Genomic DNA, 22,558 nt, shown 5'->3' with positions numbered 1-22,558 from the left:
CACCCCCTGGACCGCTTCCCGCTCATCGTGGCGGGTAGGCGCAAACTCATCCGTGATCGCGATGAGCGGGAAGCACCAGAATCGTCAGTTGCGGGTGATGACCAGCATCTCGTTGGCGCCGACCTGGAACTCGTAGGGCACCTTGCGGATCTGGGTCGTCACGCCCTCGAGGGAGTTGAGCACCTCGGGCAGCCAGGGGATCGGATCGCCGGCTCCCTGTTGTACCAGCGGGAAGATCCGGACCTCGGAGTTGCTGACCCGGATCAGCTCGCGCAGCGCGGCCTCATGCCACTCGCGGTCGTACTTGTCCGACCAGGTGAAGAGCAGGTGCGAGCACAGCACCAGCTCGAAGCGGCGGTCGCCGAAGGGCAGGTCCGGCAGGCCGGCGGCGACGTACCGCTCCGGCGCCGCCATCACGTCCTGCAGGAACCGGTCGGCGGCCTCGATCCGGTACTGGTCCTTCCGTTCCGGGGATCCGTACCAGCGCCAGACGAAACTCCCCTGGTGCTCGTCGACGATTCCCGACGTCGCCGGCAGGCTCTTCCGGACGCTGTCGACGAGTTCGGGTGTCTCCAGCTCGTACGCCGGGTCGGCGGCGATCGCGTCGACGCCGCGCTCGGCGGCCTCCGCGGTGAAGCTCGCGCCGCCGGCGCAGCAGTCGAGAATGGAGTCCGGGAGTTCCTTCAGGTCGAACATCGCTTCGTACTCGGCGTACGAGCGCGAGGTCACCAGCACGGGTCTACCTTTCGACGGTTGTCTTCCGACGCAACCGGCGATCGAGAGTGGTTGCCCCGGCCGCCAGAGCCAGGAACAGTACCGCCACCAGCAGACAGTTCAGCAACACCTTTCCGTAGCCGTGCTCGTCGACGTTCACGAACGGATACGGGTAGAAGCCGACGAACGCGCCGCGGACCAGCGTGAACACGAGCCACAGCAGCGGGTACACGATCGACCAGCCGACGATCCGCCAGTCGGTGAGGCCGCGCGGCCCGAAGAGCAGCCAGCCCAGTACGCCGACGACCGGCGCGACCGTGTGCAGCAGGAAGTTCGCCACCTGCGCCCAGCCGTGGAAGTCGGCGTCACGCGCGAGCACCGCGTGGTACACGATCCCGGTCACCGCGATGCACAGCACGCCGTTCAGCCGCAGGGTCTTGAACAGCTCACCGCCCGACCGGTCCGGCTGCAACGCGAGCACCAGCGCCGTACCGCCGAGCAGCAGGTTCGACTGGATCGTGAAGTACGCGAACACGTTGAACACGCGCTCCGGGTTGTCCGGGAAGAAGCCCTCGTGCCCGCTCGCCGTCACGAAGAGTTGTACGACGAGCCCGCACACCACCACCGCCGCGGTCACCGCAGCCCAGATCCGCCCAACCGTCGTCATGCAGGAAATGTACGACGAGTAACCGCGCGGACCGGGGAGGTCAGACCGACTGCTTCTCGCGGTCGCGCTCGAACGAGTAGCTGAACGACACGATCGCGTCGATCACGAGCACGAGCGTCCACGTCCCGGCCGGCGCGAGCACCGCGTCGTACCCGCGGCCGGAGAGCAGGCCGAGCCCGATCATGATGCCGACACCGACGACGTACGCGAGCAGGTGCCGGAACCAGCCTGCCCGCTCGCGGCGAGCGCGCTCGGAACCGCGCTTCGGCGGCTTCACCGGACGCGGCGCACCGCCGAGGTAGTGCGCGGCCCACCCGTCCGCCCACTTCAGCGTCTGGTGACCGAAGCCGACGCTGACGCCGATGAAGATCGCGGCCAGGGAATGCTTGAACGCCGGCTCGGCGCCGCGGTGGATGTCGATCACGCTCGCCACCAGCATGACCACGTCGACCAGCGGTACGCCGGCCAGCAGAACCATCCCGGCCTTCGGCAGCTTGAACAGGTACCGCGTGACCAGGCCTGCGGCGAGCAGCACCCAGAACCCGATCTCACACCCGGCGATCACAGCGACCAGCACGTCGTTCACCCTCCCGAGGTTTTTCAGCACGACTGTGTTGTAAAACGACACTAACACGACTGTGCTAAAAAGGACCACATGCCGAAGATCGTCGACCACGACGCCCGCCGCGAGGAGATCGCCGAGGCGCTGTGGCGGGTGGTCCGACGGGACGGGATCCGGGCCGCATCGGTCCGGACCATCGCCGCCGAGGCGGGCTGGTCGGCCGGCGCGGTCCGCTACTACTTTCCGGACCAGGACGGTTTGCTCAGCTTCGCGATGGACCTGGTCTCCCGCCGGGTGACCGAGCGGATCAGCGCGATCGAGCCCAAGGGCGGCAGTGTGCAGACCGTCGTACTGCGCTATCTCGACGAGGTGCTGCCGCTGGACGCCGAGCGCCGCGCCGAGTTCGACGTCTGGCTCGCGTTCATGGCGCAGGCGCGGGCCGAATCCGATGCCGGCACCCTGCAGGAACACGTCGACACCGTGCACAACGGACTGCGCCAACTGTGCGACTCGCTGCTGCATTCGCTCGCCGACGCCGGCGTGCTCAAGGACGGTCTCGATCTGCGTCGCGAGGTCGAGCTGCTGCATGCTCTGCTCGACGGCCTCGCGTTGCACGCCGCGATCCAGCCGGACCGCACGACGCCGGCCCGGCTACGACAGCTGATGCGCCGCCACTTGGACTCACTGATGACCGAAAAGCCCTGACAAAACTGGGGTTTTCGGAGAAGAATCGCCGCGACCGGTTCAAAACCTTGCGCCACGTGGCACGATCACCGCATGGAGTCCGAGGGGGTGATCGTCGTCAGTGGAATCATGGCGGCGGGGAAGTCGTCGGTGTCCCAGATGCTGGCCGAAAGATTCCAGTACGGCGTGCATCTGCGGGGCGATGTTTTCCGGCGGATGATCGTCAGCGGACAGGCCTCGATGGCCGACGACGTACTCGAAGCGCAGCGTCAGCTTCAGCTCCGCTACCGGCTCGCCTGCATGGCCGCCGACGAGTACGCGAAGGCGGGTTTCACCGTCGTACTGCAGGACGTCGTGATCGGTGAACTGCTGCGCGAGTTCCTCGACGGTATCCGGACCCGCCCGCGCTATCTCGTCGTACTGACGCCGCGGCCCGAGGTCATCTCCGGCCGGCTCGGTGGGGCGCATCATCTGGTCGACGAGCTCGACTACGAGCTGCACGCGTTCAGTCCGCGGCGTGGGTTGTGGCTGGACAACTCCGACCTGTCGGTCGGCGAGACGGTCGACGCGATCCTCGGCCGGCTCGACGAGGCCGTCTTCGACTGATGGCGGGTCTCCTTACCCAAGGGTAGTTTGAGTGGATGACCGTACGGCGGACCTCGTGCAACCTGTGTGAAGCGATCTGCGGCGTGCTCGTCACCGTCGAGAACGGGCGGGTCACCGACATCCGCGGCGACGAATCGGACCCGCTGTCCCACGGTCACATCTGCCCGAAGGCAGTCGCGCTTCGTGACCTCCAGGAGGACCCCGACCGGTTGACCACGCCGGTACGGCGGACGCCCGACGGCTGGCAGGAGATCGGGTGGGACGCGGCGTACGAGCTCGTGGTCGACAAGCTCACCGGGATCCAGAAGGAGCACGGGCGCAACTCGATCGGCGTCTACCTCGGCAACCCGAATGTGCACAGCCTCGGCGCGCTCACGCACATGCCGACGATGGTCAGGCAGCTGCGGACCCGGAACAAGTTCAGCGCGACGTCGATCGACCAGTTGCCGCACATGCTGTCGTCGTACCTGCTCTACGGGCACCAGCTGATGGTGGCGGTGCCGGACATCGACAGGACGTCGTACCTGCTGATGCTCGGCGCGAATCCGCTGGCGTCGAACGGCAGCATGATGACGGCGCCCGGGTTCCCGCGGCGGCTGAAGGACGTGCGGAAGCGCGGCGGAAAGGTCGTCGTCATCGATCCGCGGCGGACCGAGACGGCGGCGGTCGCCGACGAGCACCACTTCGTCCGGCCGGGGACCGACGCGGCGTTCCTGCTCGCGCTGATCCATGAGGTGATCTCGCTGGGCGCCGCGCGGCCGGCGGAGTACGTCGACGGGCTGGCGACGGTCGAGGCCGTGGTCGAGGCATGGACGCCGGAGCGGGCGGCGGGGATCACCGGCATCCCGGCGGAGGTGATCCGGCGGGTCGCTCGTGAGTTCGCCGAGGCTGACCGGGCTGCTTGCTACGGGCGGGTCGGGGTGTCGACGCAGCAGTTCGGGGCGATCTGCCAATGGGCGATCCAGGTGCTGAACATCATCACCGGCAACCTGGACCGGCCGGGCGGGACGATGTTCCCGCGGCCGGCCGTGAACGCACTGCTCGGACTGGGGCGCGGGCACATCGGCGTATGGAAGAGCCGCGTGCGCGGGCTGCCGGAGTTCGGCGGCGAGCTACCGGTCTCGACGATGGCCGAGGAGATCCTGACGCCGGGCGACGGCCAGATCCGGGCGATGATGACGGTGGCCGGCAACCCGGTGCTGTCGACGCCGAGCGGTCGGAAGCTGGACGAGGCGCTCGAGTCGCTGGAGTTCATGGTCGCGATCGATCCGTACATCAACGAGACCACTCGGCACGCGGACGTGATCCTGCCGCCGGCGCCGCCGCTCGAGCGGGATCACTACGACGTGATCTTCCACCAGCTCGCCGTCCGCAACACCGCGCGCTGGAACGACGCCGTACTGCCCAAGCCCGCGGACGCCCGGCACGACTGGGAGATCTTCCGCGACCTCGGGCTGGCGTTCGTACGGCGTACGTCGTGGAGCCGTCGACGGGTCGAGGTGACCGCTCGACTGCGGGTGTCGCCCCGAAGGATCGTGGACGCCGGACTGCGGATCGGGCCGTACCGGTTGTCGGTGGCGAAGCTGCGGAAGTCGCCCGGCGGGATCGATCTCGGACCGTTGCAGCCCGCGCTCCCGGGCGCGCTGCATCACAAGTCGAAGCGGATCGATCTGGCGCAGCGGATGATTCTGGACGATCTGCCCCGGCTGGAGTCGCTCAACGAGCTGGACGGCCAACTCCTGCTGATCGGCCGGCGGCACCTCCGCAACAACAACTCGTGGATGCACAACTCGGCGCGGTTGGTGAAGGGCAAGCCCCGGCACCAGCTGTTGATGAATCCCGACGACCTCGCCGAGCGCGAGCTCACCGACGGCCAGTTCGTCACGGTCACCTCCGCGGCCGGCTCGATCTCCGTGGAAGTTGCCTCCAGCAACGACATCATGCCCGGGGTGGTCAGCCTTCCGCACGGTTTCGGGCACAACCGTCCCGGCGCCCGCCTCAGCATCGCGAACCAGGTGTTGGGGCAGAGCGCGAACGACGTGACCGACGCCGGCTACACCGACGCCGTGGCCGGTACCGCCGCGGTCAACGGCGTACCGGTCACGGTGACGGCTTCCTAGGTCGGTGGCGCTGAGCTGTCGCGGATGATCAGCAACGGCGTCGAGTACAGGTGAGCCTGGGGTTGGGCGCCGGAGATCAGGGCCAGCAGACGTTGGGTGACTTCCGCGCCATACCCGACGATGTTGTGGCTGAGCGCCGTGAGCGTGGGATGCGTGATCCGGCACAGCGCCGAGTCGTCCCAGGCCACCAGCGTGATGTCGTCGGGCACGCGCAGGCCGAGGCCCTGGATGACAGCCAGACCGGCCACCGCCATCAGGTCGTTGTCGTAGATGATCGCGGTCGGGCGCGGGCTGCCGGTGACGGCATCGCGCGTGGCGGCGGCGCCTTGGGCGGCGGAGTAATCGGTGTGGTGGATTCGGGTCTCGACCGACAATCGCCGGGTGGCCAACTCGAACGCCTGATCGCGGATCCAGACATCGCCGTACTCCGGTGGCCCCGCGACCCGCGCGATCACCCGATGCCCGAGCGACGCGACGTGATCCAGCGCTGCGTTCATTGCCGCCGTACCATCCGTCCAGACGCACGGCATCCCGTCCGCGAGCGCCGGATCCCCGACCAGCACGGCCGGCAGACCGAGCTTCCGCAGTACCGGGAGGCGGGGATCGGCGACGCGGAGGTCGACGACGATCACTCCGTCGACGCGGCGCTCGGCGGCCCACTTCCGGTACGTCGCCAACTCCTCGTCGAGATCGGCCACCACCTGCAGGGCCAACGCGTACGACTTCTCCGCGAGGACCGACTCGACGCCGCCGACGAAGCCCATGAAGTACGGCTCCTCGATCAAGGTCTGCGCCGACCTCGCGAGCACCAGCCCGAACGTCTCGCTGCGCGCGGCGGACAACTGGCGGGCGGCCCGGTTGGGCACCCATTCCAGTTCCGCGGCGACCTGCAGCACACGAGCGCGGGTGGCCTCCGATACCCCGGGTTGGTTGTTGAGGGCGTAGGAGACGGCGCCTTGGGAGACACCACAGCGACGGGCGATCTCCTTGATGGTCACACGGGACACAACGGTTCACTCCTCACGGGCGGCCGGACCGCTGACGGTCGGTCCGGAATCCTTCAGTGTGCGCCTGACCTGAACACCCTGTCATCACTTGAGCACACAAAGTGACCGTTTGATCAAACTCGGGAATCCGAGAGAAATGCCCCAGGTGACCGCCCAGTGGTTGGGCGGAGGGTGGTGCCGCCGGGGCTCGGTGGGATACCGTTGCCGTCGTTACTTAACCGGTTCGGCTTATCAGTCGGCGCAAACCCCAGGGCAGCGGGCGACGCGCCGCCGACAAGGAGAAACCAATGGTCGCAGTGGACCACCTGTCCCTCCAGTTGTACACGGTCCGGGGCAAGCTCGAGGAAGATTTCGACGGCACCCTGGCACGCATCGCGGAGATCGGCTACACCAAGGTCGAGCCCTTCGGTGTGACCGCCTTCGCGGACCGTCTGGCCGACGCGCTGCCCAAGCACGGACTCTCGGCCCCGACCACGCACGCCGGCCTGCTGCGGGACGAGGCCGGCCCGATCTACGCCGCCGCGAAGCGCCTCGGCATCGGCACGGTGATCGACCCGCACACCGACCCCGCCCGCTGGCAGAACGCGGACGACATCAAGGTCATCGCCGACGGGCTGAACAAGGCCGCGATCGAGGCCGCCGACCACGGCATCACGGTCGGCTACCACAACCACCAGTTCGAGCTCGAGTCGAAGATCGGCGGCGCGCACGGGCTGGAGATCCTGGTCGACAACCTGTCCGACGACGTGATCCTCGAGGTCGACACGTACTGGGCCGCGGTCGGCGGTGCCGACGTACCGGCGCTGCTCGGCAAGTTCGGTGACCGGGTCAAGGCGATCCACGTCAAGGACGGCGACGGCACGCTGAACAACAAGGCCCAGGTCGCGGTCGGCGACGGCGTCATCGCGGTCCGGGAGATCCTCGCGGCGGCGCCTGCTGCTCTGCGGGTCGTCGAACTCGACGACTTCACCGGCGAGATCTTCGACGCGGTCGAGGGCAGCTACACGTTCCTGACCGGAGAGGGTGCGCCTGCATGACAGCAGTCGGAGTAGGTGTGATCGGCGCCGGAGTGATCTCCGACGCCTACATCAAGAGCATGCAGAGCTTCCCGGACCTGAAGGTCGTCGCGATCGGCGACCTGCGGCCGGAAGCTGCCGCGGAGAAGGCCAAGGAGTACGGGATCGAGGCCCACGGCGGCCCCGAGGTCGTGCTGAACAACGCGGACGTCGAGATCGTGGTCAACCTGACCATCCCGATCGCGCACGTCGAGGTGGCCCTGGCCGCGGTTGCCGCAGGCAAGCATGTCTGGAGCGAGAAGCCGTTCTCGCTGGACCAGGACAGCGGGCTCAAGCTGCTGGCCACGGCTCAGGACGCGGGCGTGCGGCTGGGCTGCGCACCCGACACCATCCTGGGCCCGGGTCTGCAGGAGTCCCGTCGCATCATCGAGCGCGGTGACATCGGTACGCCGTTGACCGCGCTCACGCTGATGCAGTCCCCCGGCCCGGAGTCCTGGCACCCGAACCCGGCGTTCCTGTTCTCCGACGGCGCGGGTCCGCTGTGGGACATCGGCCCGTACTACCTGACCACGCTGGTCCAGCTGTTCGGTCCGGTCGCCGCGGTCGCGGGGATCGGGTCGAAGTCGAAGGAGAAGCGCACGATCGGCTCCGGTCCGCTGGCGGGGACCGATTTCGACGTGACCGTGCCGACGCATGTCAGCGCGATCGCGAAGTTCGAGTCGGGTCAGTCGTCGCAGAGCATCTTCAGCTTCGACTCGCCGCTGTCGCGGGCCGGGTTCGTCGAGATCACCGGCTCGGACGCGACCCTCGCCGTACCGGACCCGAACGGGTTCGACGGTGAGATCAAGATCCGTCGCCGCGGCGCCGACGACTGGGAGACCGTCGCCGAGACCAAGGCGGTGGCCCAGCGCGGTACCGGTGTGCTGGAGATGGCGCGGGCGATCCGGGCCGGCCGGCCGCACCGGGCGACCGGGGCGCTGGCGTTCCACATCGTCGACGTGATGGCCTCCATCACCGACTCGATCGACACCGGCGCGTTCGTCGACGTGAACAGCACGGTCGAGGTCGCGCCGATCCTGCCGGACGACTGGGACGTGACCGCAGCAACGCTATGACCAGCATCCTTCTCGATCCCCGGCGGACCGTCGTGTTCGCCGGGGACTCGGTCACCGACTGCGGCCGCCGTACCGACCCGGACGGGTTGGGTGACGGCTATGTCCGCAACCTGTACGACGACCTGACCGGCCGGTACCGCGAACACCGGCCGAAGATCGTCAATGCCGGCATCAGCGGCAACCGGGCGGCCGATCTGGCCGAGCGGTGGTGGACCGATGTGCTGGCCCACGACCCGTCCCTGGTGTCGATCCTGATCGGGATCAACGACACCTGGCGGCGGTACGACGAGAACGACCCGACGACGGCCGAGTCCTTCGAGGCGTCGTACCGGGCGCTGCTCGATCCGCTGAACTGTCCGGTGGTCCTGATGGAGCCGTTCCTGCTGCCGGTGAAGGACGGGCAGGACGCGTGGCGCGAGGACCTGGACCCGAAGCTCGAGGTGGTCCGCAAGCTGGCCGTCGAGTACGGCGCGATCCTGGTGCCGACCGATCTCGAGCTGACCAAGCAGGCCGCGTCCGTCGGCCCCGAAGCGCTCGCCGGAGACGGCGTGCACCCGAGCCCGGCCGGACACCGTGCCCTCGCCGATCTGTGGCGACGGTACGTCCTGGACGACTGACGTCCACCGCTCCGCACTCATCGGTGCGGCGCGGATTTACTAAACCGGTTCATCCCCTGGAGCCCGACTGTGACATCGCTGAAGACCCTTGACCTGACCACCGGCGGCGGCGCCGCCTGGACCGTCCGCGCCGTCGAGGGTCCGGCGCCCGCCGACCTGATCGACCGGCCGGTGGCCGCGACCGTTCCGGGCGAGGTGCACACCGACCTGCTCGCGGCGGGCGAGATCCCGGACCCGTTCGACGGCGACAACGAGTCGAAGCTGCACTGGATCGGGCGGACCCGGTGGAGCTACCGGACCACGTTCAGCTGGGCCGCGGACGGCAACGACCGGCAGGAGCTGGTGGCCGACGGGCTCGACACGGTCGCGACCGTCACGCTGAACGGGCAGGAGATCGGCCGGACCGCGAACCAGCATCGCTCGTACCGGTTCGACATCACCGCCGTGCTGGTTGCCGGAGACAACGAGCTGGTGATCGAGTTCGAGGGTCCGGTCGCGGCGGCCGAGGCGGAGCGGGCGAAGGTCGGCAGCTGGCCGCACACCAACCTGCACCCGTACAACGAGCTGCGGAAGATGGCCTCGAACTTCGGCTGGGACTGGGGCCCGGACGTCGCGACGGCAGGCATCTGGCGGCCGATCCGTGTGGAGTCCTGGTCCGGTGTGCGCATCGACTCGGTCCGGCCGCTCGCAGGGGCCGACGGTGTGCTGAACACCTTCGTCTCGCTGGCCTGGACGGACACCGCCTCGGAGTACGCCACCGTCACCGTCGAGGTCGGCGGTACGACGCAGTCCGCGAGCGTCAAGCCCGGGTGGGACACCGTTGCCGTCACCAATACGGTCCCCGAGGCGGACCTCTGGTGGCCGCGCGGGCACGGCGAGCAGCCGTTGTACGACGTGGTCGTCAAGCTGGGCGACGAGGAGTGGACCGGGCGGGTCGGCTTCCGGGACATCACCGTGAACGTTGCCCCGGACAACGACGGTACGCCGTTCATCCTGTCCGTGAACGGCAAAGCGATCTACGTGCGCGGCGCGAACTGGATCCCGGACGACGCGTTCGTCACCCGGTTGAACGCGGACACGTACCGGACCAGCATCCAGGACGCCGTCGACGCCGGCATGAACCTGCTGCGTGTCTGGGGCGGCGGGATCTACGAGAGCGACGACTTCTACGACGTCTGCGACGAGCTGGGAATCCTTGTCTGGCAGGACTTCCTGTTCGCGTGTGCGGCGTACTCCGAGCAGGAGCCGCTGCGGAGTGAGGTCGAGACCGAGGCGCGCCAGGCGGTCACCCGGCTGAGCAAGCACGCCAGCCTCGCGGTCTGGAACGGCAACAACGAGAACATCTGGGGGTACGTCGAGTGGAGCTGGCGGGTCCCGCTGGCCGGCCGGCCGTGGGGCGCCGGGTACTACCTCGACCTGCTGCCGAAGATCGTCGCCGAGCTCGACCCGCGGACGCCGTACTCGGCCGGTAGCCCGTACTCGTTCGACCAGTTCATCCACCCGAACGACGAGCGGCACGGGACGATGCACATCTGGGACGTGTGGAACCAGGTGGACTACACGACGTACCGCAAGTACAAGCCGCGGTTCGTGTCGGAGTTCGGCTTCCAGGGGCCGCCGGCCTGGTCGACGCTGACGTCGGTGGTACACGACTCGCCGCTCGACCCGTATGGCGAGCAGATGCTCGTGCACCAGAAGGCGTTCGAGGGCAACCTCAAGCTGGAGCGTGGACTGGGTGAGCACCTGCCGGTATGGAAGGACATTGACGACTGGCACTGGACCACGCAGCTGAACCAGGCGCGGGCCGTTGCCTACGGCATCGAGCACTTCCGCTCGCTGTTCCCGCTGAACACCGGCGCGGTGGTCTGGCAGCTGAACGACAACTGGCCGGTGGTCTCCTGGGCGGCCGTCGACGGACACGGGATCCGCAAGCCTCTGTGGTTCGCGCTGAAGCGGGTGTACGCCGATCGCCTGCTGACCGTGCAACCGCGGGAGGACGAGCTGGTCGTTGCCGCGCACAACGACACGGACAGCGCCTGGTCCACCGAGGTGACGGTGACCCGGCGGTCGACCGCCCGCGAAGGTGAGGTGCTGGCCCGCGAGACGTTCGCGCTCGAGGTGCCGGCGCGGTCCGCAGTCAGCAACGCGTTGCCTTCCTCTGTTGCCGTCGCATCCAACCCGGCCGGCGAGTATCTGGAAGTGCGCGGGGCCGATGGAGCGTCCGCCTTCTGGTACTTCGTGGAAGACACATCCTTGGAGCTGGCCCCGGACGCCTTCACCACCGAAGCGACCTCGACCCCGGACGGGTACGACGTGACCGTCGTCGCGACCGCGCTGGCCAAGGATCTGGCCTTCTTCCCGGACCGGCTGGACCCGGCGGCGCGGGTGGACTCGTGCCTGATCACGCTCTCGGCCGGTGAGAGCCACACCTTCCACGTCACCGGCGCGAAGGCGCCCGAGTGGATCGGCGTACCGGTGCTGCGGTCGGCGAACGATCTGGTGAACTGATTTACGACGAGACCTTGACTAAAGGCGGGTCGGGACCGCTACTTGAGGGTGAAACCTCATGGTCCCGCCCCACCTTGGAGGTCTTGCCGTCATGCGCTCCCTCGCGATCGTTCTGCTGAGTTTCGCTTCCCTGCTGGTGGCTCCGGCCACCGCATCCGCGGCCTTGCCGGCCTGTCAGCACTTCTACACCGGCCCGATCCCCGACCGGCCGATATCAGGCGGTCACGGCAACGGGACCACGGCACCGCCGTACGACGTGAGCGGCCGGCTGCCCGCGCCGGGTGGGCTCAGCGGCGGTCTCGGCGCGGACGGGAAGGTGACATTCACGTTCAACCGGGTGGCCGGCGCGAAGGCGTATCGCGCGTTCCGGAACGGGCAGGCGTTGCAGTGGATCAGCGACTGGGGTCAGCCGACGCTGCAGGTGACGGACCCGAGCCCGTGCGACGGCGCGCACTACCAGGTGTACGCGATGTCGGCCGAGGACACTTCGGCGTCGTCGATCGGCCAGATCAGTACGTCGTACCGGCTGGACTCGTCGAACCACCTGGCGTCGTACCGGATGCCCGTTGGGACCACGCTGAACTACCGGGTGTCGGCGTACAACGACGTCGCGCAGACGGCTCTCGGCTACAACGCCGGGACCGGGATCTGTGCGGTGGACGCTCGCATCATCCCGTGGGGGACGCGGCTGTACGTCCCCGGCTACGGCCATTGCTACGCGGCCGACATCGGCAGCTGGATCAAGGACGACATCGTCGACGTGTGGTTCCCGCCGGGCCCGGACGCGAACAACTGGGGCATCCAGCGACTCTCGCTGACCGTAGAGTGAGGGCATGACCTGGGGGAAGTATGTCGCTGTCGTTGGCCTGCTGTTCGCGCTTGTTGCTTGCAGCAACAGCAGACCGGTGGTGGCACCCCAGACCCGAGCACCCTCAATGCCGTTGCGTACGGCGAAGCCGGTACGGCCGACGGTCGTACCGGTGCAGGCCAAGCCGGGTGCATCCGGCAACGCGAAGCTGATGCCGGTCCTCGACCACGGGCCGCGGGACAGGAACCAGATCGCGCTGACATTCGACGCCGACCTGACTGCGTTGATGCGCAGGCGGTTGGTGTCCGGCACGGTGAAGTCGTACTACAACAAGGCATTGATCGACGAGCTCCGTACGCTGCATGTTCCGGCAACCATGTTCCTGACCGGGATGTGGATGGAGCAGTATCCCGGCATCACCCGCCAGCTCGTCAACGACCCGCTGTTCGAGCTGGGCACGCACACCTACGACCACCGCGGTTTCACCAAGCACTGCTACACGCTGGGGACGGTTCCCCGCGACCAGATGCTCGCGGATGTACGACGCGCCATCGCCGAGCTGGATCAGCTGGATCCCCACGCCACCAGGTGGTTCCGCTTCCCCGGCGGCTGCTACGACGCCACCGCCCTGCACGAGCTCGCCCCGGCCGGCGTCACCGCCGTCGGCCTCGACGTCCCCGGCGCTGACGGCTTCGCCAAGTCACCCCGGCCCATCATCAAACAGGTCCTCGACCACGTACAGAACGGCTCCATCGTCGTCCTCCACATGCACGGCGGCGACAACGCGCCCTACACTGCCCAGGCCGTAGGCCCGATCGTCCACGAACTCCGAGCCCGCGGCTACCAGCTGGTCACCGTGACCCAACTCGTCAGTCGACGTTGACTGCGACGTACTTCAGGTCCAGGTATTCGTCGATTCCTACGGTGCCGCCTTCGCGGCCGAGGCCGGATTGTTTTACGCCGCCGAAGGGGGCGGCCGGGTTGGAGACGATGCCTTGGTTGAGGCCGATCATGCCTGCTTCGAGGCGTTCGGAGACTCGGAGCGCGCGGCTCAGGTCGTTGGTGAACAGGTAGGAGACCAGGCCGAACTCCGTGTCGTTCGCCATCCGCACGGCCTCGTCCTCGGTCTCGAACGCCGTCAGCGGTGCGACCGGTCCGAAGATCTCCTCCTTCTGCAGCCGGGCGCTCACCGGTACGTCGGCCAGCACTGTCGGCTGGAAGAAGTATCCGTTGCCCTCAGCAACTGAACCGCCGGTCAACGTGCGGGCTCCCTGGGCGATCGCGTCGGCGACCAGGTCCGCCACCTTGTCGCGCTGCTTGCCGTCGATCAGCGGACCGACGTCGACGCCCTCCTCAGTACCGCGGCCGACTCTGAGCGCTGCCATCCGCTCGGTCAGGCGGGACGAGAACTCCGCCATCACCGACGAGTGCACGTAGATCCGGTTGGCCGACGTACAGGCCTCGCCGCCGTTGCGCATCTTGGCCAGCATCGCGCCGTTGACCGCCTTGTCCAGGTCGGCGTCCTCGAACACCAGCAGCGGCGCGTTCCCGCCGAGCTCCATGCTCGTCCGCAGTACCTGATCGGCGGCTTGCTCGATCAGCTTGCGGCCGACCGGGGTCGATCCGGTGAAGGAGAGCTTGCGAGCGCGTCCGTCGCGGATCAGCGGCTCCATCACACCGCCCGCGTCGTGGGTGGTGACCACGTTCAGCACACCCGCCGGCAGACCTGCCTCGGTCATCAGCTCGGCCAGCTTGAGCATCGAGAGCGGCGTCTGCGCGGCCGGCTTGATCACCATCGTGCAGCCGGCGGCGACGGCCGGTCCGATCTTGCGCGCGCCCATCGCGGCCGGGAAGTTCCACGGCGTGATCAGCAGGCACGGTCCGACCGGTTGGCGCATCAGCAGAAAGCGCCCGGAGCCGTTCGGAGCGATCTGGTAGCCGCCCTCGATCCGAACCGCTTCCTCGGCGAACCAGCGGAAGAACTCAGCTGCGTAAGCGATCTCGCCCTTGGACTCGGCGACCGGCTTGCCCATCTCGAGCGTCATCAGCAGCGCGAGGTCGTCGGCCCGCTCAGTCATCAACTCATAGGTACGGCGCAGGATCTCGCCGCGCTCGCGTGGTGGTGTAGCGGCCCACTCCGCTTGGGCGGCAACCGCTGCGTCGAGTGCCGCCTTGCCGTCGGCCGGACTGGCATCCGCCACGTCGCAGAGCGTCGTACCGGTGGCCGGGTCCTCGACGGCGAGGGTCTTGCCACCCTCGGCCGCCACCCACTTGCCTCCGATGAACAGCTCGGTCGGACACCCCTCGACGACTTCCCGCTCCGATGACATGGCCCCGCCTCTCGTCTGGGTTGGCAGTACCCAGACTAGGCCGTGGCTATCAGCGGAGGCGTGTGCCTCGGGACCGTACGGACGATGCGAGTCAGCCCGGCCGCAACAGTGCGGAGGATCGCCGAGCGGATGATTCCGTCGAAGGCCAGTGGGACGAGCATGACCTCGTCCGCCGTCGTACTGGCTACCAGTGCGCCCAGTCCGGCTGCCACGGTCGCGCGTGAGCCGACGATGTGGCCCGGGTCGTCCAGCAGTCGTTCTGCGCGTCCACGCTCCCGCCCGGTCAGCGGCGGTTCCAGCAACGCCATCAGCTCGCCCGACGTGACCCGTGGTCCAGCCGCAGCCAGTCGGGTCTTCACCCGGACGTACTCCGCGAATCGGGCAAAGGCCTCCTCCTCGGAGTCGGCTGCCACGACGCCGACTGTTACGGCCAGGTACGGCCGTACCTTCGGTCCGGTCGGCTCGAAGTGATCCCGGTACGCGGCGACCGCAGCCGGCGTCACCGAAGCCGCAGTGTGGTGCGACAGGAAGAGCGGCAGCCCGCGTACGGCGGCAGTCATCGCCGTACCTGCGTGATCGGCCAGCACGAAGACCGGTGGCGGCAGACCGGCCAGTGACAGCCGTACGTCGCCGACCGGCGCCCGGCCCGGCGTACCGTCGCGCAGGAACCCGCACAGCTCGTCCAGCCGCTGCGGGAACGAGTCACGTGCGCCACCGGCGAGTGCGGCCGCAGTACTCGGTGCGACGCTGCGTTGCTCCCCCACACCCAGGTCGATCCGGCTCGGGTACGCCGCTGCGAGTGCGGCGAACTGTTCCGCGACGACCAGCGGCTGGTGGGTGGTCAGTAGGAGTCCGCCGGCGCCCAGGCGGATCCGGTCGGTCCGCGCGGCGAGAACCGCCGCGAGCACGGCCGGTGCTGCGCCGCCGACACCTCGAACACCGTGCTGCTCTCCGAGCCAGAACCGACGGTATCCGAGGTCATCGGCGGCCAGTGCCACCTCCGCGGTCTCCCGGAGCGCGGCCGCAGCCGACTGACCGGGCAGCTGCGGTACAACGTCCAGCACAGAGTGGGCCGAGACGGGTAGTCCGGGAGCGACAGTGGTGAGCACGGGCCCACGGTGACAGCGCGGGACCTGTTCACGCATGGGGATTCGGCACCCAAGTTCCGGCCGCCGTGCCCCCATCCTCGGGCCCCTGTCGGCGGTCCGAAAATGGGTGGTGACAGCCCTTGTCGGGCCCGGTCCCGCGCAGGCATCGTTCCGGGCGTGCCGCCGGCTTTCCACCAAAGGCCGGGCGGCCCGGTCCGCTGCCGCGGGGTGCTCTACCCCCCAGTCGTCACCCCGCGGCAGACACCGATCGACACTCAGCTACACCGACCCGGAACGGACAGGAATATGGGGGCTGAGTACCCATGCCCGGGTACTGTCCCCGATGGCAGCCTGAGCCCGTGCTCAACTCAGCGACCGCGGGAAAAGCCCGGATCAGCCAGCGAAAGACCTGGTGGTCCGCGGGCGTCCGGCCGCACGAGTTGACCCACTCCGCGCCGGCCTGGGCCGAGTACGTGGAGCGCAGTACCTCTCTCCCACCGAGCGCGCCTGTCGCCGGTCGAGACCCTGCAGGGACCGGTGTCATTGGCGGCTACACGTCAGGTGGAGCGGCCACGACAACGGATGGGTCCGGCACGGACTGGCGGCAGGCGCTCATGCGTTGCCTGGAACCGCTCCTGGACTCGGCTCGCCGGGACCTGGCGGCGGCCGGGCACACCGGCGTACTCGCCGAGCAGTTCCTGCAGCGGCTGGGCCTCCGCCTGGTCAAGTTGGCCGCCCGCACGCTGGTCCTGGAGCTCGCCCGGGCCCGGGACCGCGGCGAGCTGGCCGGCGACACCCCTGCCGAGAGGTTCCTCGACTTCACCCACCGGCTGGTCGGAGGGAGCGAGCTGGCGGAGTTCCTGGCCGCGTACCCGGTGCTGGCCAGGGTCCTGGGCGAGTCGTGCCGTCAGGGCGTCGAGGGTCACCTCGAGCTGCTGGCACGACTCGCCGAGGACCGTGCGTCACTCGTCTCCGGACTGCTCGACGGCCGCGACCCAGGGTCCCTGACCGCGATCGACCCCGGCGGCGACCCGCACCGGGGCGGCCGGTGCACCGCGATCCTCACCTTCGCCGACGGCCGGCGGCTGGTCTACAAGCCCCGGTCGCTGGAGCTCCACCAGCACTTCAACGCCTTTGTGGACTGGACGAACGCCAAGACCGCGCTGGACATCCGCACGGTCCGCCTGCTGCCCCGGGACGGCTACGGCTGGCTGGAGTACGTCGTCCACGAGCCCTGCAACGACTTCGCCGGCGTACGGCGCTTCTACCAGCGGCAAGGTGCCCTGCTGGCGCTGCTGTACGTGCTGGACGGCACCGACATGCACTTCGAGAACCTCATCGCCGCGGGCGACCAGCCGGTGCTGGTCGATGTCGAGACGCTGTTCCACCCCAGCCGCCTGCCGGTGACCGGTTTGTCCCACGACCCGGCGTACAGCTCGTTGCTCGGCTCGGTGTACCGCACCGCGCTGCTTCCGTTGCTCGTGTCGGGTGAGTACGGCGTTTCGGACGTGTCCGGGCTGGGCGGCGACGCCGGCTCGACAGCGTCGACGAGCGTGGTCGACTGGGCCGATGCCGGGCTGGACTCGATGCATCTCGTCCGGCGTCCCGGACAGCCGCAGAGCGCGGCCAACCGGCCGATGCTGGACGGAGCAACGATCGAGCCCCGTGAGCACGAGATCGCTGTCCTCACAGGGTTTCGGGCCGCGTATGAGGCGATCGCCCGACACCGTGACGAGTTCCTCGGACCTGAGGGTCTGCTGGCGCAGTGTGCCGCGGACCAACTCCGGTTCGTACCGCGCAGCACCAGCCTGTACACCAGTCTGCTGGACGAGTCGACCCATCCGGACGCACTGCGTGACGCAGCTCGCCGGAGTCAGCTGCTCGACCTGCTGTGGGATGCGGACGAGTCACTGCACGCCATCGTCCCGCACGAGCTGGCCGACCTGTGGGCAGGCGACGTACCGCTGTTCACCGCCCGCCCCGACAGCACGGACGTGTGGGCGTCGGACGGCACGCAGGTCGCCGATGTCCTCGCAACTACAGGGCTTTCGGCGGTAGAGGCGAAGATCGCAGGCCTCAGCGACGTCGACGAGCATCGGCAGGCCTGGCTGATCTCCGCGTGCCTCGCGACCCGTCCGGAGCCGATCAAGCACGTCAGTACGAGGATTCGGCAACATCTGGGCACCACCGAGGCAGACCCCGACCAACTGCTTGCCGCAGCCACCGACATCGCCGACGAGATCGTCGCGCAGGTGATCGGTGAGACCGGTGGCGCGGCCAACTGGCTCGGCCTGGAGTTGCTCGACGATCACCACTGGGCCGTGCGTTCCATGGGCGCGGGCCTGTCCAACGGCTACACCGGTACGGCGCTCTTCCTCGCACAGGTCGGTGTGATCACCGGAGCCGACAGGTACTGCGAGCTGGCGCGCGACGCGATCCGTCCGATCCCCCAGCTGCTCGAAGCGCTGGCCGGTGACCTCGAGTCCGCCCAACTGGTCGGAGCGGGGTTCCACGGGCTCGGTGGCATCAGCTACGGCCTCGACCGTCTGCGCACACTCCTCGGCGACTCCGGCCTGAGCACCTGGTTGGCCGGCTCGCTCGAGCTCAGTGAGCAGTTGGTGCCGGATGCCACCGAGTTCCCGTCGTACGTCGAAGGCGCGGCCGGCGGACTGGCCGCGATGCAAGCAATCACAGGACTTCCGGCCGCCGACCGACTGGCCGAGCGGTACGCGGATCACCTGGTCACCACAGTCGAGAGCGGCCTCCGTGGCCGAGTAGCAGCGGAACACGGCTTCGCTCGCGGCTTCCAGGGAATCGCATGGTCCCTCGGGCAGTACGGCGCACCTGGTGACAGGTACCTGGACGCCGCCCGGACAGCAGCCGACCTGGACCGGCGGAACGCACCCGCCGGCCACGGCTGGTGTTCGGGCGACGCCGGGACAGCGCTGGCCCGGTCGGCGGCCGGAGTACCAGCGGACCTCGACAGCTACCTGAGGACCGCGGCACAACGTCCGGTGCTCGCCGATCTGAGTCTGTGCCACGGCGAGCTCGGCGCGGTGGAGTCACTGATGTGGCTCGCCGCACGTGAGTACCCAACTGCAGAGGCGGTACGGCGACGTCGTGCCGGGTTGGTGCTCGCGGCAGTACAGCAGTACGGACCGCAGTGTGGAACACCACGAGCCGTACCGTCTCCAGGCCTGCTGACCGGTCTGGCAGGGATCGGGTACGGAGTGCTCCGCCTTGCGTTCCCCCAACGGGTTCCGTCCGTGTTGCTGCTCGAACCAACCGCCGGGTCGAGGTGTGGCACAGCACCAAAGCCCACACAGTGACAAGGGGAACGACATGACCGCCCAGCACCACGATGTTCAGCCCAGCACCACGGCCGATGCACAGTCCGCCGCTCCGGAACACACCGACCCGCTCGGTCCGATCACGTTGCCGATGCGGCACAAGGTCGGCCTGCGGGCGATGGCCCTGGTCGGAACCGTCGGCATGAGCGCATTGGCGGCCGCCGTAGTTGCGGCCCCCGACGGCCGCCCGTTCGGCACGATCTAGGTTCGACGACCTGCTGGCACCCACCAGCGAACGTTTGACCGAGGGTCCGGTACAACCGGCCCTCGGTCAAGCTATCTGCGGTGACAGCAATTCGTCGTTACAGTTGGCAATCGTGCAGACCCGTTCGCCTACCGTCGTCGGCAGAGCCCGGGAGATCGAGAGCCACCACCGCCTGCTGGCCGACGCCGGTGACGGTCGAGGTGGTGCGATCTTCCTGGTCGGCGAGCCCGGTATCGGAAAGAGCCGGCTTGCCGCGACGGCCACCACCGAGGCCCTCGACGCGGGTATGACGACACTGCGCGGACGGGTCGGGGCGATCGGCACGATGGTTGCCTTCCGCCCGTTCACCGAGGCGCTGCTGTCGCTCATCCGGCGTGGTGAGATGCCCGCGACCGAGGTGCTCGGGCCGTACCAGCAGGTGCTCGGCCGGCTCGTTCCGGACTGGGACGACGGTACGGCGCACGACACCGCTGCGTCACCGGTCGTACTCGGAGAAGCAGTACTGCGACTGCTGACCCTGGTCGGCCGGGAGCACGGGTGCTTACTCGTCCTCGAGGACCTGCACGGTTCCGACCCGGAGACGCTGGCCGTGATCGAGTACATGCTCGACAACCTGGACAACCAGCCGATCGCGCTCGTGGCGACGATGCGGTCCGAGACCTGCGCGGCGTACGAGCTGGCGCGATTGTCGGCGCAGCGCGGTACCGCTGAACTGATCGAGCTGCAACCGCTGCGGCGGACGGAGGTTGCCGAGCTCGCCGCGGGTTGCCTGGAGGTTCCGGTCGACGGCGTGCCGGAGCAGCTGGCGGACCAGTTGTGGAACGACAGCGCCGGAGTCCCCTTCATCGTCGAAGAGCTGCTGCAGGAGGCGAACCGCAGCGGACAACTCGTGTCCGGGCCGGACGGCAGCGTGCAGGTGGTCGACGACCTGCACACGAACGTCCCGGCCGCGGTGGTGCGCAGTATCAGCAGCCGTACCGCGCAGCTCGGGCAGCAGTCGCGGGACATCCTCGTGCTCGCCGCTGTGATCGGGCACCGGTTCCCGCTGAGCGTCGTCCGCGAGGCGACCGGGACGGACGAACGTCAACTGCTGGCCACGCTCCGGGCCGGCGTGGCCGCCCAGCTGGTCGGTCCGGACGAGCCGGCGCCCGACTGGTACGCGTTCCGGCATCCGCTCACCGCCGAATCGCTGCTCGCCGGCCTGACGCCGACCGAACGGTCGAACCTGGCCAGTCGCTGCGCAGACGCGGTCGAGGAACTGCATCCCGGTCTGCCGGGCGAGTGGTGCCCGATGGTCGCCGAGCTCGCCGACACCGGTGGCGACAGCATCCGTGCCGGGCGGCTGTTCGCGCTGGCCGGGCGCCGGTCGTTCGACGACGGCTCGACCGGGTCGGCGGCCAACCTGCTCGAGCGGGCGAACGCCCTGCTGATCGCCGATCCCGATATCAGCCACCGGGCCGACGTGCTCGGCTCGCTGCTGCTCGCGCTGAGCGAGACCGGCGGCTACGAGCACATCGCCACGCACGCCGCGACCGTCGACGAACTTGCGGACCGCAACCTCGACAGCCGTAAGGTCGCCGCACTGCACGTCCAGCTCGCCAACGCCGAGATGATGGCCGGTCGCTGGTCGGCCGCGCTGGCGCATGTCGCGACCGCCCGCACCTTGCTCGGCAGCGATGCCGGCGACGCCGACCTCGCCCCGGTCGACGCGATCGCGGCCAACCTCGAGCTGGCCCGCACGAGCCCCGGCCGGCTCAGGACCGCGACCGAACTGGCCCTCCGCGCGGCCGCGGCGGCCGAACGCGCGGAGCTGCCCGAGGTGGCCTGCGAGTCCCTGCAACTGCTGGGGATCCTGGCCCGCGAGCACGACCTCGAGCGGTCGGTCGACTACTTCCATCGGGCCCGGCAGATCGCCGAGGCCCAAGGGATGACGCACCAGCGAGTCGCCTCGCACTTCTTCCAGGCGGGCACCATCTGCCTCGCGAACGGCAGCATCCTCGAGCTCGAGCAGGCCCGGCAGCAGGCGTTGCGGATCGGCGCCATCCAGTTGATGTACGAGATGGACGGCATCCTCGGCCAGCAGGCGATCCTGCGGTCCGAGTACGCCCGGGCCGCCGAGATCATCGCCGAGTGCCTGGAGGTCACCCGGCGGCTACGGATGGGTCGGGCCGCGACCTACTTCCTGGCGATCAAGGCGATGCTGGAGGCGCACCAGGGCCATCGGGCCGCGATGGAAGCAGCGCTGGCCGAGGTCGCGAACTGGGGTGGCGAGCGAGCGTCGTACGAACTGCCGTACTCCTACGGGCTGGCCCGGGCGTTCTGCGCGTTGCTCGAGGAGAACCGCGAGCTGGCCGACTCCGACCTGGCGCAGGCGCTCGCTTACGACGCGCAGAACCCGACCACCCTCCACCTGACCGGCAAGAACGGTCTGGCGCTGCTGCTCGGCGTCCTGTCCGGTCGCAACGGCTGGGCGCACTACGAGGCGGTGACCGCGACGGCGGCGAGCGGGATGCGGTGGAACAGGCAGTTCGTCCAGTTCGCAGAGGCCGTACTGCTCGGCCGGGACGGCAAGGTCGAAGCAGCCAACGCCAAGGTGCAGGAGGCGACGGAGACCGCGGCGCTGTTCCCGCTGGCGCGGAACCTCGGTCTGCGTCTGGTTGCCGAGCCTGCCTACGCCGACGGCTGGGGTGATCCGGTCGGGTGGTTGCGGCTGGCCGAGGACTACTTCCACACCGCGGGCATCCCCGCCGTGGCGAGTGCTTGTCGCGGTCTGATGCGGCAGCTCGGCGCGACGGTCTCCCAACGGCGGAACGGATCGGAGCTGGTTCCGGCGCACCTGCGGCAGCTCGGCATCACCACCCGGGAGTTCGAGGTCTGCCAGCTGCTGGTGGACCGGATCGGGAACAAGTCGATCGCCTCCCGGCTGCACATCTCGCCGCGGACCGTGGAGAAGCACGTGGCGAGTCTGATGACCAAGACCCAGCAACCGGACCGGGAGGCACTGAGCAGTTTCGCCCGCACCGCCCTCCAGGGCTGAGCCTGGAGCCGACCCGATTCCGGGCAGCGATGCGTGTGCTGGAACATCTGGCACCCGTTGGGTGATAGTTGTCGACTCACGCATCGGTTTCCGCCAACCGACGCGGCCAGTGGACAGTATTTAC

Annotated in this window: 18 protein-coding genes; 12 read left to right on the top strand and 6 right to left on the bottom strand. The window is 68.7% G+C overall.

Features of this window, described 5'->3' with window-relative positions; all coding sequences use genetic code 11:
* Positions 1-84: 84 nt before the first annotated feature.
* Genes ACFWUU_RS18200 through ACFWUU_RS18190 form a run of 3 tightly spaced genes read right to left on the bottom strand, consistent with a single transcriptional unit; the run spans position 85 to position 1,967 of the window.
* Complete coding sequence (locus ACFWUU_RS18200; protein WP_380176974.1) at positions 85-735, bottom strand: class I SAM-dependent methyltransferase; 651 nt, start codon at positions 733-735, stop codon at positions 85-87.
* A gap of 4 nt (positions 736-739) precedes the next feature.
* Positions 740-1,381, bottom strand: a complete 642-nt coding sequence (locus ACFWUU_RS18195; protein ID WP_380176973.1) for a Pr6Pr family membrane protein — start codon at positions 1,379-1,381, stop codon at positions 740-742.
* Positions 1,382-1,421: 40 nt separating this feature from the next.
* Positions 1,422-1,967, bottom strand: a complete 546-nt coding sequence (locus ACFWUU_RS18190) for a 2TM domain-containing protein (protein WP_380176972.1) — start codon at positions 1,965-1,967, stop codon at positions 1,422-1,424.
* Between the two features lie 69 nt (positions 1,968-2,036).
* Here ACFWUU_RS18190 and ACFWUU_RS18185 point away from each other — a divergent pair, with 69 nt between their 5' ends.
* From ACFWUU_RS18185 to ACFWUU_RS18175, 3 genes are all read left to right on the top strand, one after another.
* On the top strand, positions 2,037-2,648 hold the full coding sequence (locus ACFWUU_RS18185) for a TetR/AcrR family transcriptional regulator (RefSeq protein WP_380176971.1): 612 nt from the start codon (positions 2,037-2,039) through the stop codon (positions 2,646-2,648).
* 72 nt (positions 2,649-2,720) lie between these two features.
* Positions 2,721-3,233, top strand: coding sequence for an AAA family ATPase (locus ACFWUU_RS18180; protein WP_137256423.1), 513 nt, complete (start codon positions 2,721-2,723; stop codon positions 3,231-3,233).
* Between the two features lie 35 nt (positions 3,234-3,268).
* The gene (locus tag ACFWUU_RS18175) at positions 3,269-5,353 is read left to right on the top strand and encodes a molybdopterin-dependent oxidoreductase (protein ID WP_380176970.1); all 2,085 of its coding nucleotides are present in this window, start codon (positions 3,269-3,271) and stop codon (positions 5,351-5,353) included.
* Here the strand turns inward: ACFWUU_RS18175 and ACFWUU_RS18170 are convergent.
* Positions 5,350-6,360, bottom strand: coding sequence for a LacI family DNA-binding transcriptional regulator (locus tag ACFWUU_RS18170; protein WP_380176969.1), 1,011 nt, complete (start codon positions 6,358-6,360; stop codon positions 5,350-5,352). The two genes, ACFWUU_RS18175 and ACFWUU_RS18170, sit on opposite strands and share 4 nt — an antisense overlap.
* A 287-nt stretch (positions 6,361-6,647) precedes the next feature.
* On the opposite strand from ACFWUU_RS18170, the gene ACFWUU_RS18165 reads away from it, so the two are divergent.
* The 6 genes from ACFWUU_RS18165 (at position 6,648) to ACFWUU_RS18140 (ending at position 13,307) form a co-directional block, all read left to right on the top strand.
* A complete protein-coding gene (locus ACFWUU_RS18165; RefSeq protein ID WP_137256420.1) occupies positions 6,648-7,397 on the top strand; it encodes a sugar phosphate isomerase/epimerase in 750 nt (249 codons plus the stop codon).
* Positions 7,394-8,491, top strand: a complete 1,098-nt coding sequence (locus ACFWUU_RS18160; RefSeq protein ID WP_380176968.1) for a Gfo/Idh/MocA family protein — start codon at positions 7,394-7,396, stop codon at positions 8,489-8,491. Before ACFWUU_RS18165 ends, ACFWUU_RS18160 begins: the two co-directional genes overlap by 4 nt.
* Positions 8,488-9,108, top strand: coding sequence for an SGNH/GDSL hydrolase family protein (locus ACFWUU_RS18155; RefSeq protein ID WP_380176967.1), 621 nt, complete (start codon positions 8,488-8,490; stop codon positions 9,106-9,108). The genes ACFWUU_RS18160 and ACFWUU_RS18155 overlap by 4 nt, the downstream gene beginning before the upstream one ends.
* Positions 9,109-9,177: 69 nt before the next feature.
* Positions 9,178-11,616 (top strand): glycoside hydrolase family 2 protein, encoded by a 2,439-nt coding sequence (locus ACFWUU_RS18150; RefSeq protein ID WP_380176966.1) that lies wholly within the window; start codon positions 9,178-9,180, stop codon positions 11,614-11,616.
* Positions 11,617-11,707: 91 nt separating this feature from the next.
* Positions 11,708-12,445 carry a 3D domain-containing protein gene (locus tag ACFWUU_RS18145; RefSeq protein WP_380176965.1) on the top strand — a complete coding sequence of 246 codons (738 nt, stop codon included), beginning with the start codon at positions 11,708-11,710 and terminating at the stop codon, positions 12,443-12,445.
* A 4-nt stretch (positions 12,446-12,449) separates the two neighbouring features.
* The gene (locus ACFWUU_RS18140; protein WP_380176964.1) at positions 12,450-13,307 is read left to right on the top strand and encodes a polysaccharide deacetylase family protein; all 858 of its coding nucleotides are present in this window, start codon (positions 12,450-12,452) and stop codon (positions 13,305-13,307) included.
* Here the strand turns inward: ACFWUU_RS18140 and ACFWUU_RS18135 are convergent.
* Positions 13,294-14,754, bottom strand: a complete 1,461-nt coding sequence (locus ACFWUU_RS18135; RefSeq protein ID WP_380176963.1) for an NAD-dependent succinate-semialdehyde dehydrogenase — start codon at positions 14,752-14,754, stop codon at positions 13,294-13,296. The genes ACFWUU_RS18140 and ACFWUU_RS18135 overlap by 14 nt on opposite strands.
* A 35-nt stretch (positions 14,755-14,789) precedes the next feature.
* Positions 14,790-15,863, bottom strand: a complete 1,074-nt coding sequence (locus tag ACFWUU_RS18130; RefSeq protein ID WP_233714895.1) for an MsnO8 family LLM class oxidoreductase — start codon at positions 15,861-15,863, stop codon at positions 14,790-14,792.
* A 593-nt stretch (positions 15,864-16,456) separates the two neighbouring features.
* Between ACFWUU_RS18130 and ACFWUU_RS18125 the strand changes: the two genes are divergently transcribed.
* From ACFWUU_RS18125 to ACFWUU_RS18115, 3 genes are all read left to right on the top strand, one after another.
* Positions 16,457-19,171, top strand: a complete 2,715-nt coding sequence (locus ACFWUU_RS18125) for a type 2 lanthipeptide synthetase LanM family protein (protein ID WP_380176962.1) — start codon at positions 16,457-16,459, stop codon at positions 19,169-19,171.
* Positions 19,172-19,184: 13 nt separating this feature from the next.
* Positions 19,185-19,397, top strand: a complete 213-nt coding sequence (locus ACFWUU_RS18120) for a hypothetical protein (protein WP_380176961.1) — start codon at positions 19,185-19,187, stop codon at positions 19,395-19,397.
* A gap of 112 nt (positions 19,398-19,509) precedes the next feature.
* Positions 19,510-22,434 carry a helix-turn-helix transcriptional regulator gene (locus tag ACFWUU_RS18115; protein ID WP_380176960.1) on the top strand — a complete coding sequence of 975 codons (2,925 nt, stop codon included), beginning with the start codon at positions 19,510-19,512 and terminating at the stop codon, positions 22,432-22,434.
* Positions 22,435-22,558: the final 124 nt, after the last annotated feature.

The sequence above is a fragment of the Kribbella sp. NPDC058693 genome (assembly GCF_042715335.1).
GTDB classification, from domain to species: domain Bacteria; phylum Actinomycetota; class Actinomycetes; order Propionibacteriales; family Kribbellaceae; genus Kribbella; species Kribbella jiaozuonensis.
This window is presented reverse-complemented; position numbering and strand designations above follow the sequence as displayed.

Coding starts and splice junctions, on each gene's coding strand:
- ACFWUU_RS18195 (WP_380176973.1), bottom strand. CDS start 1,381: ATGACGACGGTTGGGCGGATCTGGGCTGCGGTGACCGCGGCGGTGGTG.
- ACFWUU_RS18185 (WP_380176971.1), top strand. CDS start 2,037: ATGCCGAAGATCGTCGACCACGACGCCCGCCGCGAGGAGATCGCCGAG.
- ACFWUU_RS18180 (WP_137256423.1), top strand. CDS start 2,721: ATGGAGTCCGAGGGGGTGATCGTCGTCAGTGGAATCATGGCGGCGGGG.
- ACFWUU_RS18175 (WP_380176970.1), top strand. CDS start 3,269: ATGACCGTACGGCGGACCTCGTGCAACCTGTGTGAAGCGATCTGCGGC.
- ACFWUU_RS18165 (WP_137256420.1), top strand. CDS start 6,648: ATGGTCGCAGTGGACCACCTGTCCCTCCAGTTGTACACGGTCCGGGGC.
- ACFWUU_RS18160 (WP_380176968.1), top strand. CDS start 7,394: ATGACAGCAGTCGGAGTAGGTGTGATCGGCGCCGGAGTGATCTCCGAC.
- ACFWUU_RS18155 (WP_380176967.1), top strand. CDS start 8,488: ATGACCAGCATCCTTCTCGATCCCCGGCGGACCGTCGTGTTCGCCGGG.
- ACFWUU_RS18145 (WP_380176965.1), top strand. CDS start 11,708: ATGCGCTCCCTCGCGATCGTTCTGCTGAGTTTCGCTTCCCTGCTGGTG.
- ACFWUU_RS18140 (WP_380176964.1), top strand. CDS start 12,450: ATGACCTGGGGGAAGTATGTCGCTGTCGTTGGCCTGCTGTTCGCGCTT.
- ACFWUU_RS18135 (WP_380176963.1), bottom strand. CDS start 14,754: ATGTCATCGGAGCGGGAAGTCGTCGAGGGGTGTCCGACCGAGCTGTTC.
- ACFWUU_RS18125 (WP_380176962.1), top strand. CDS start 16,457: ATGCGTTGCCTGGAACCGCTCCTGGACTCGGCTCGCCGGGACCTGGCG.
- ACFWUU_RS18120 (WP_380176961.1), top strand. CDS start 19,185: ATGACCGCCCAGCACCACGATGTTCAGCCCAGCACCACGGCCGATGCA.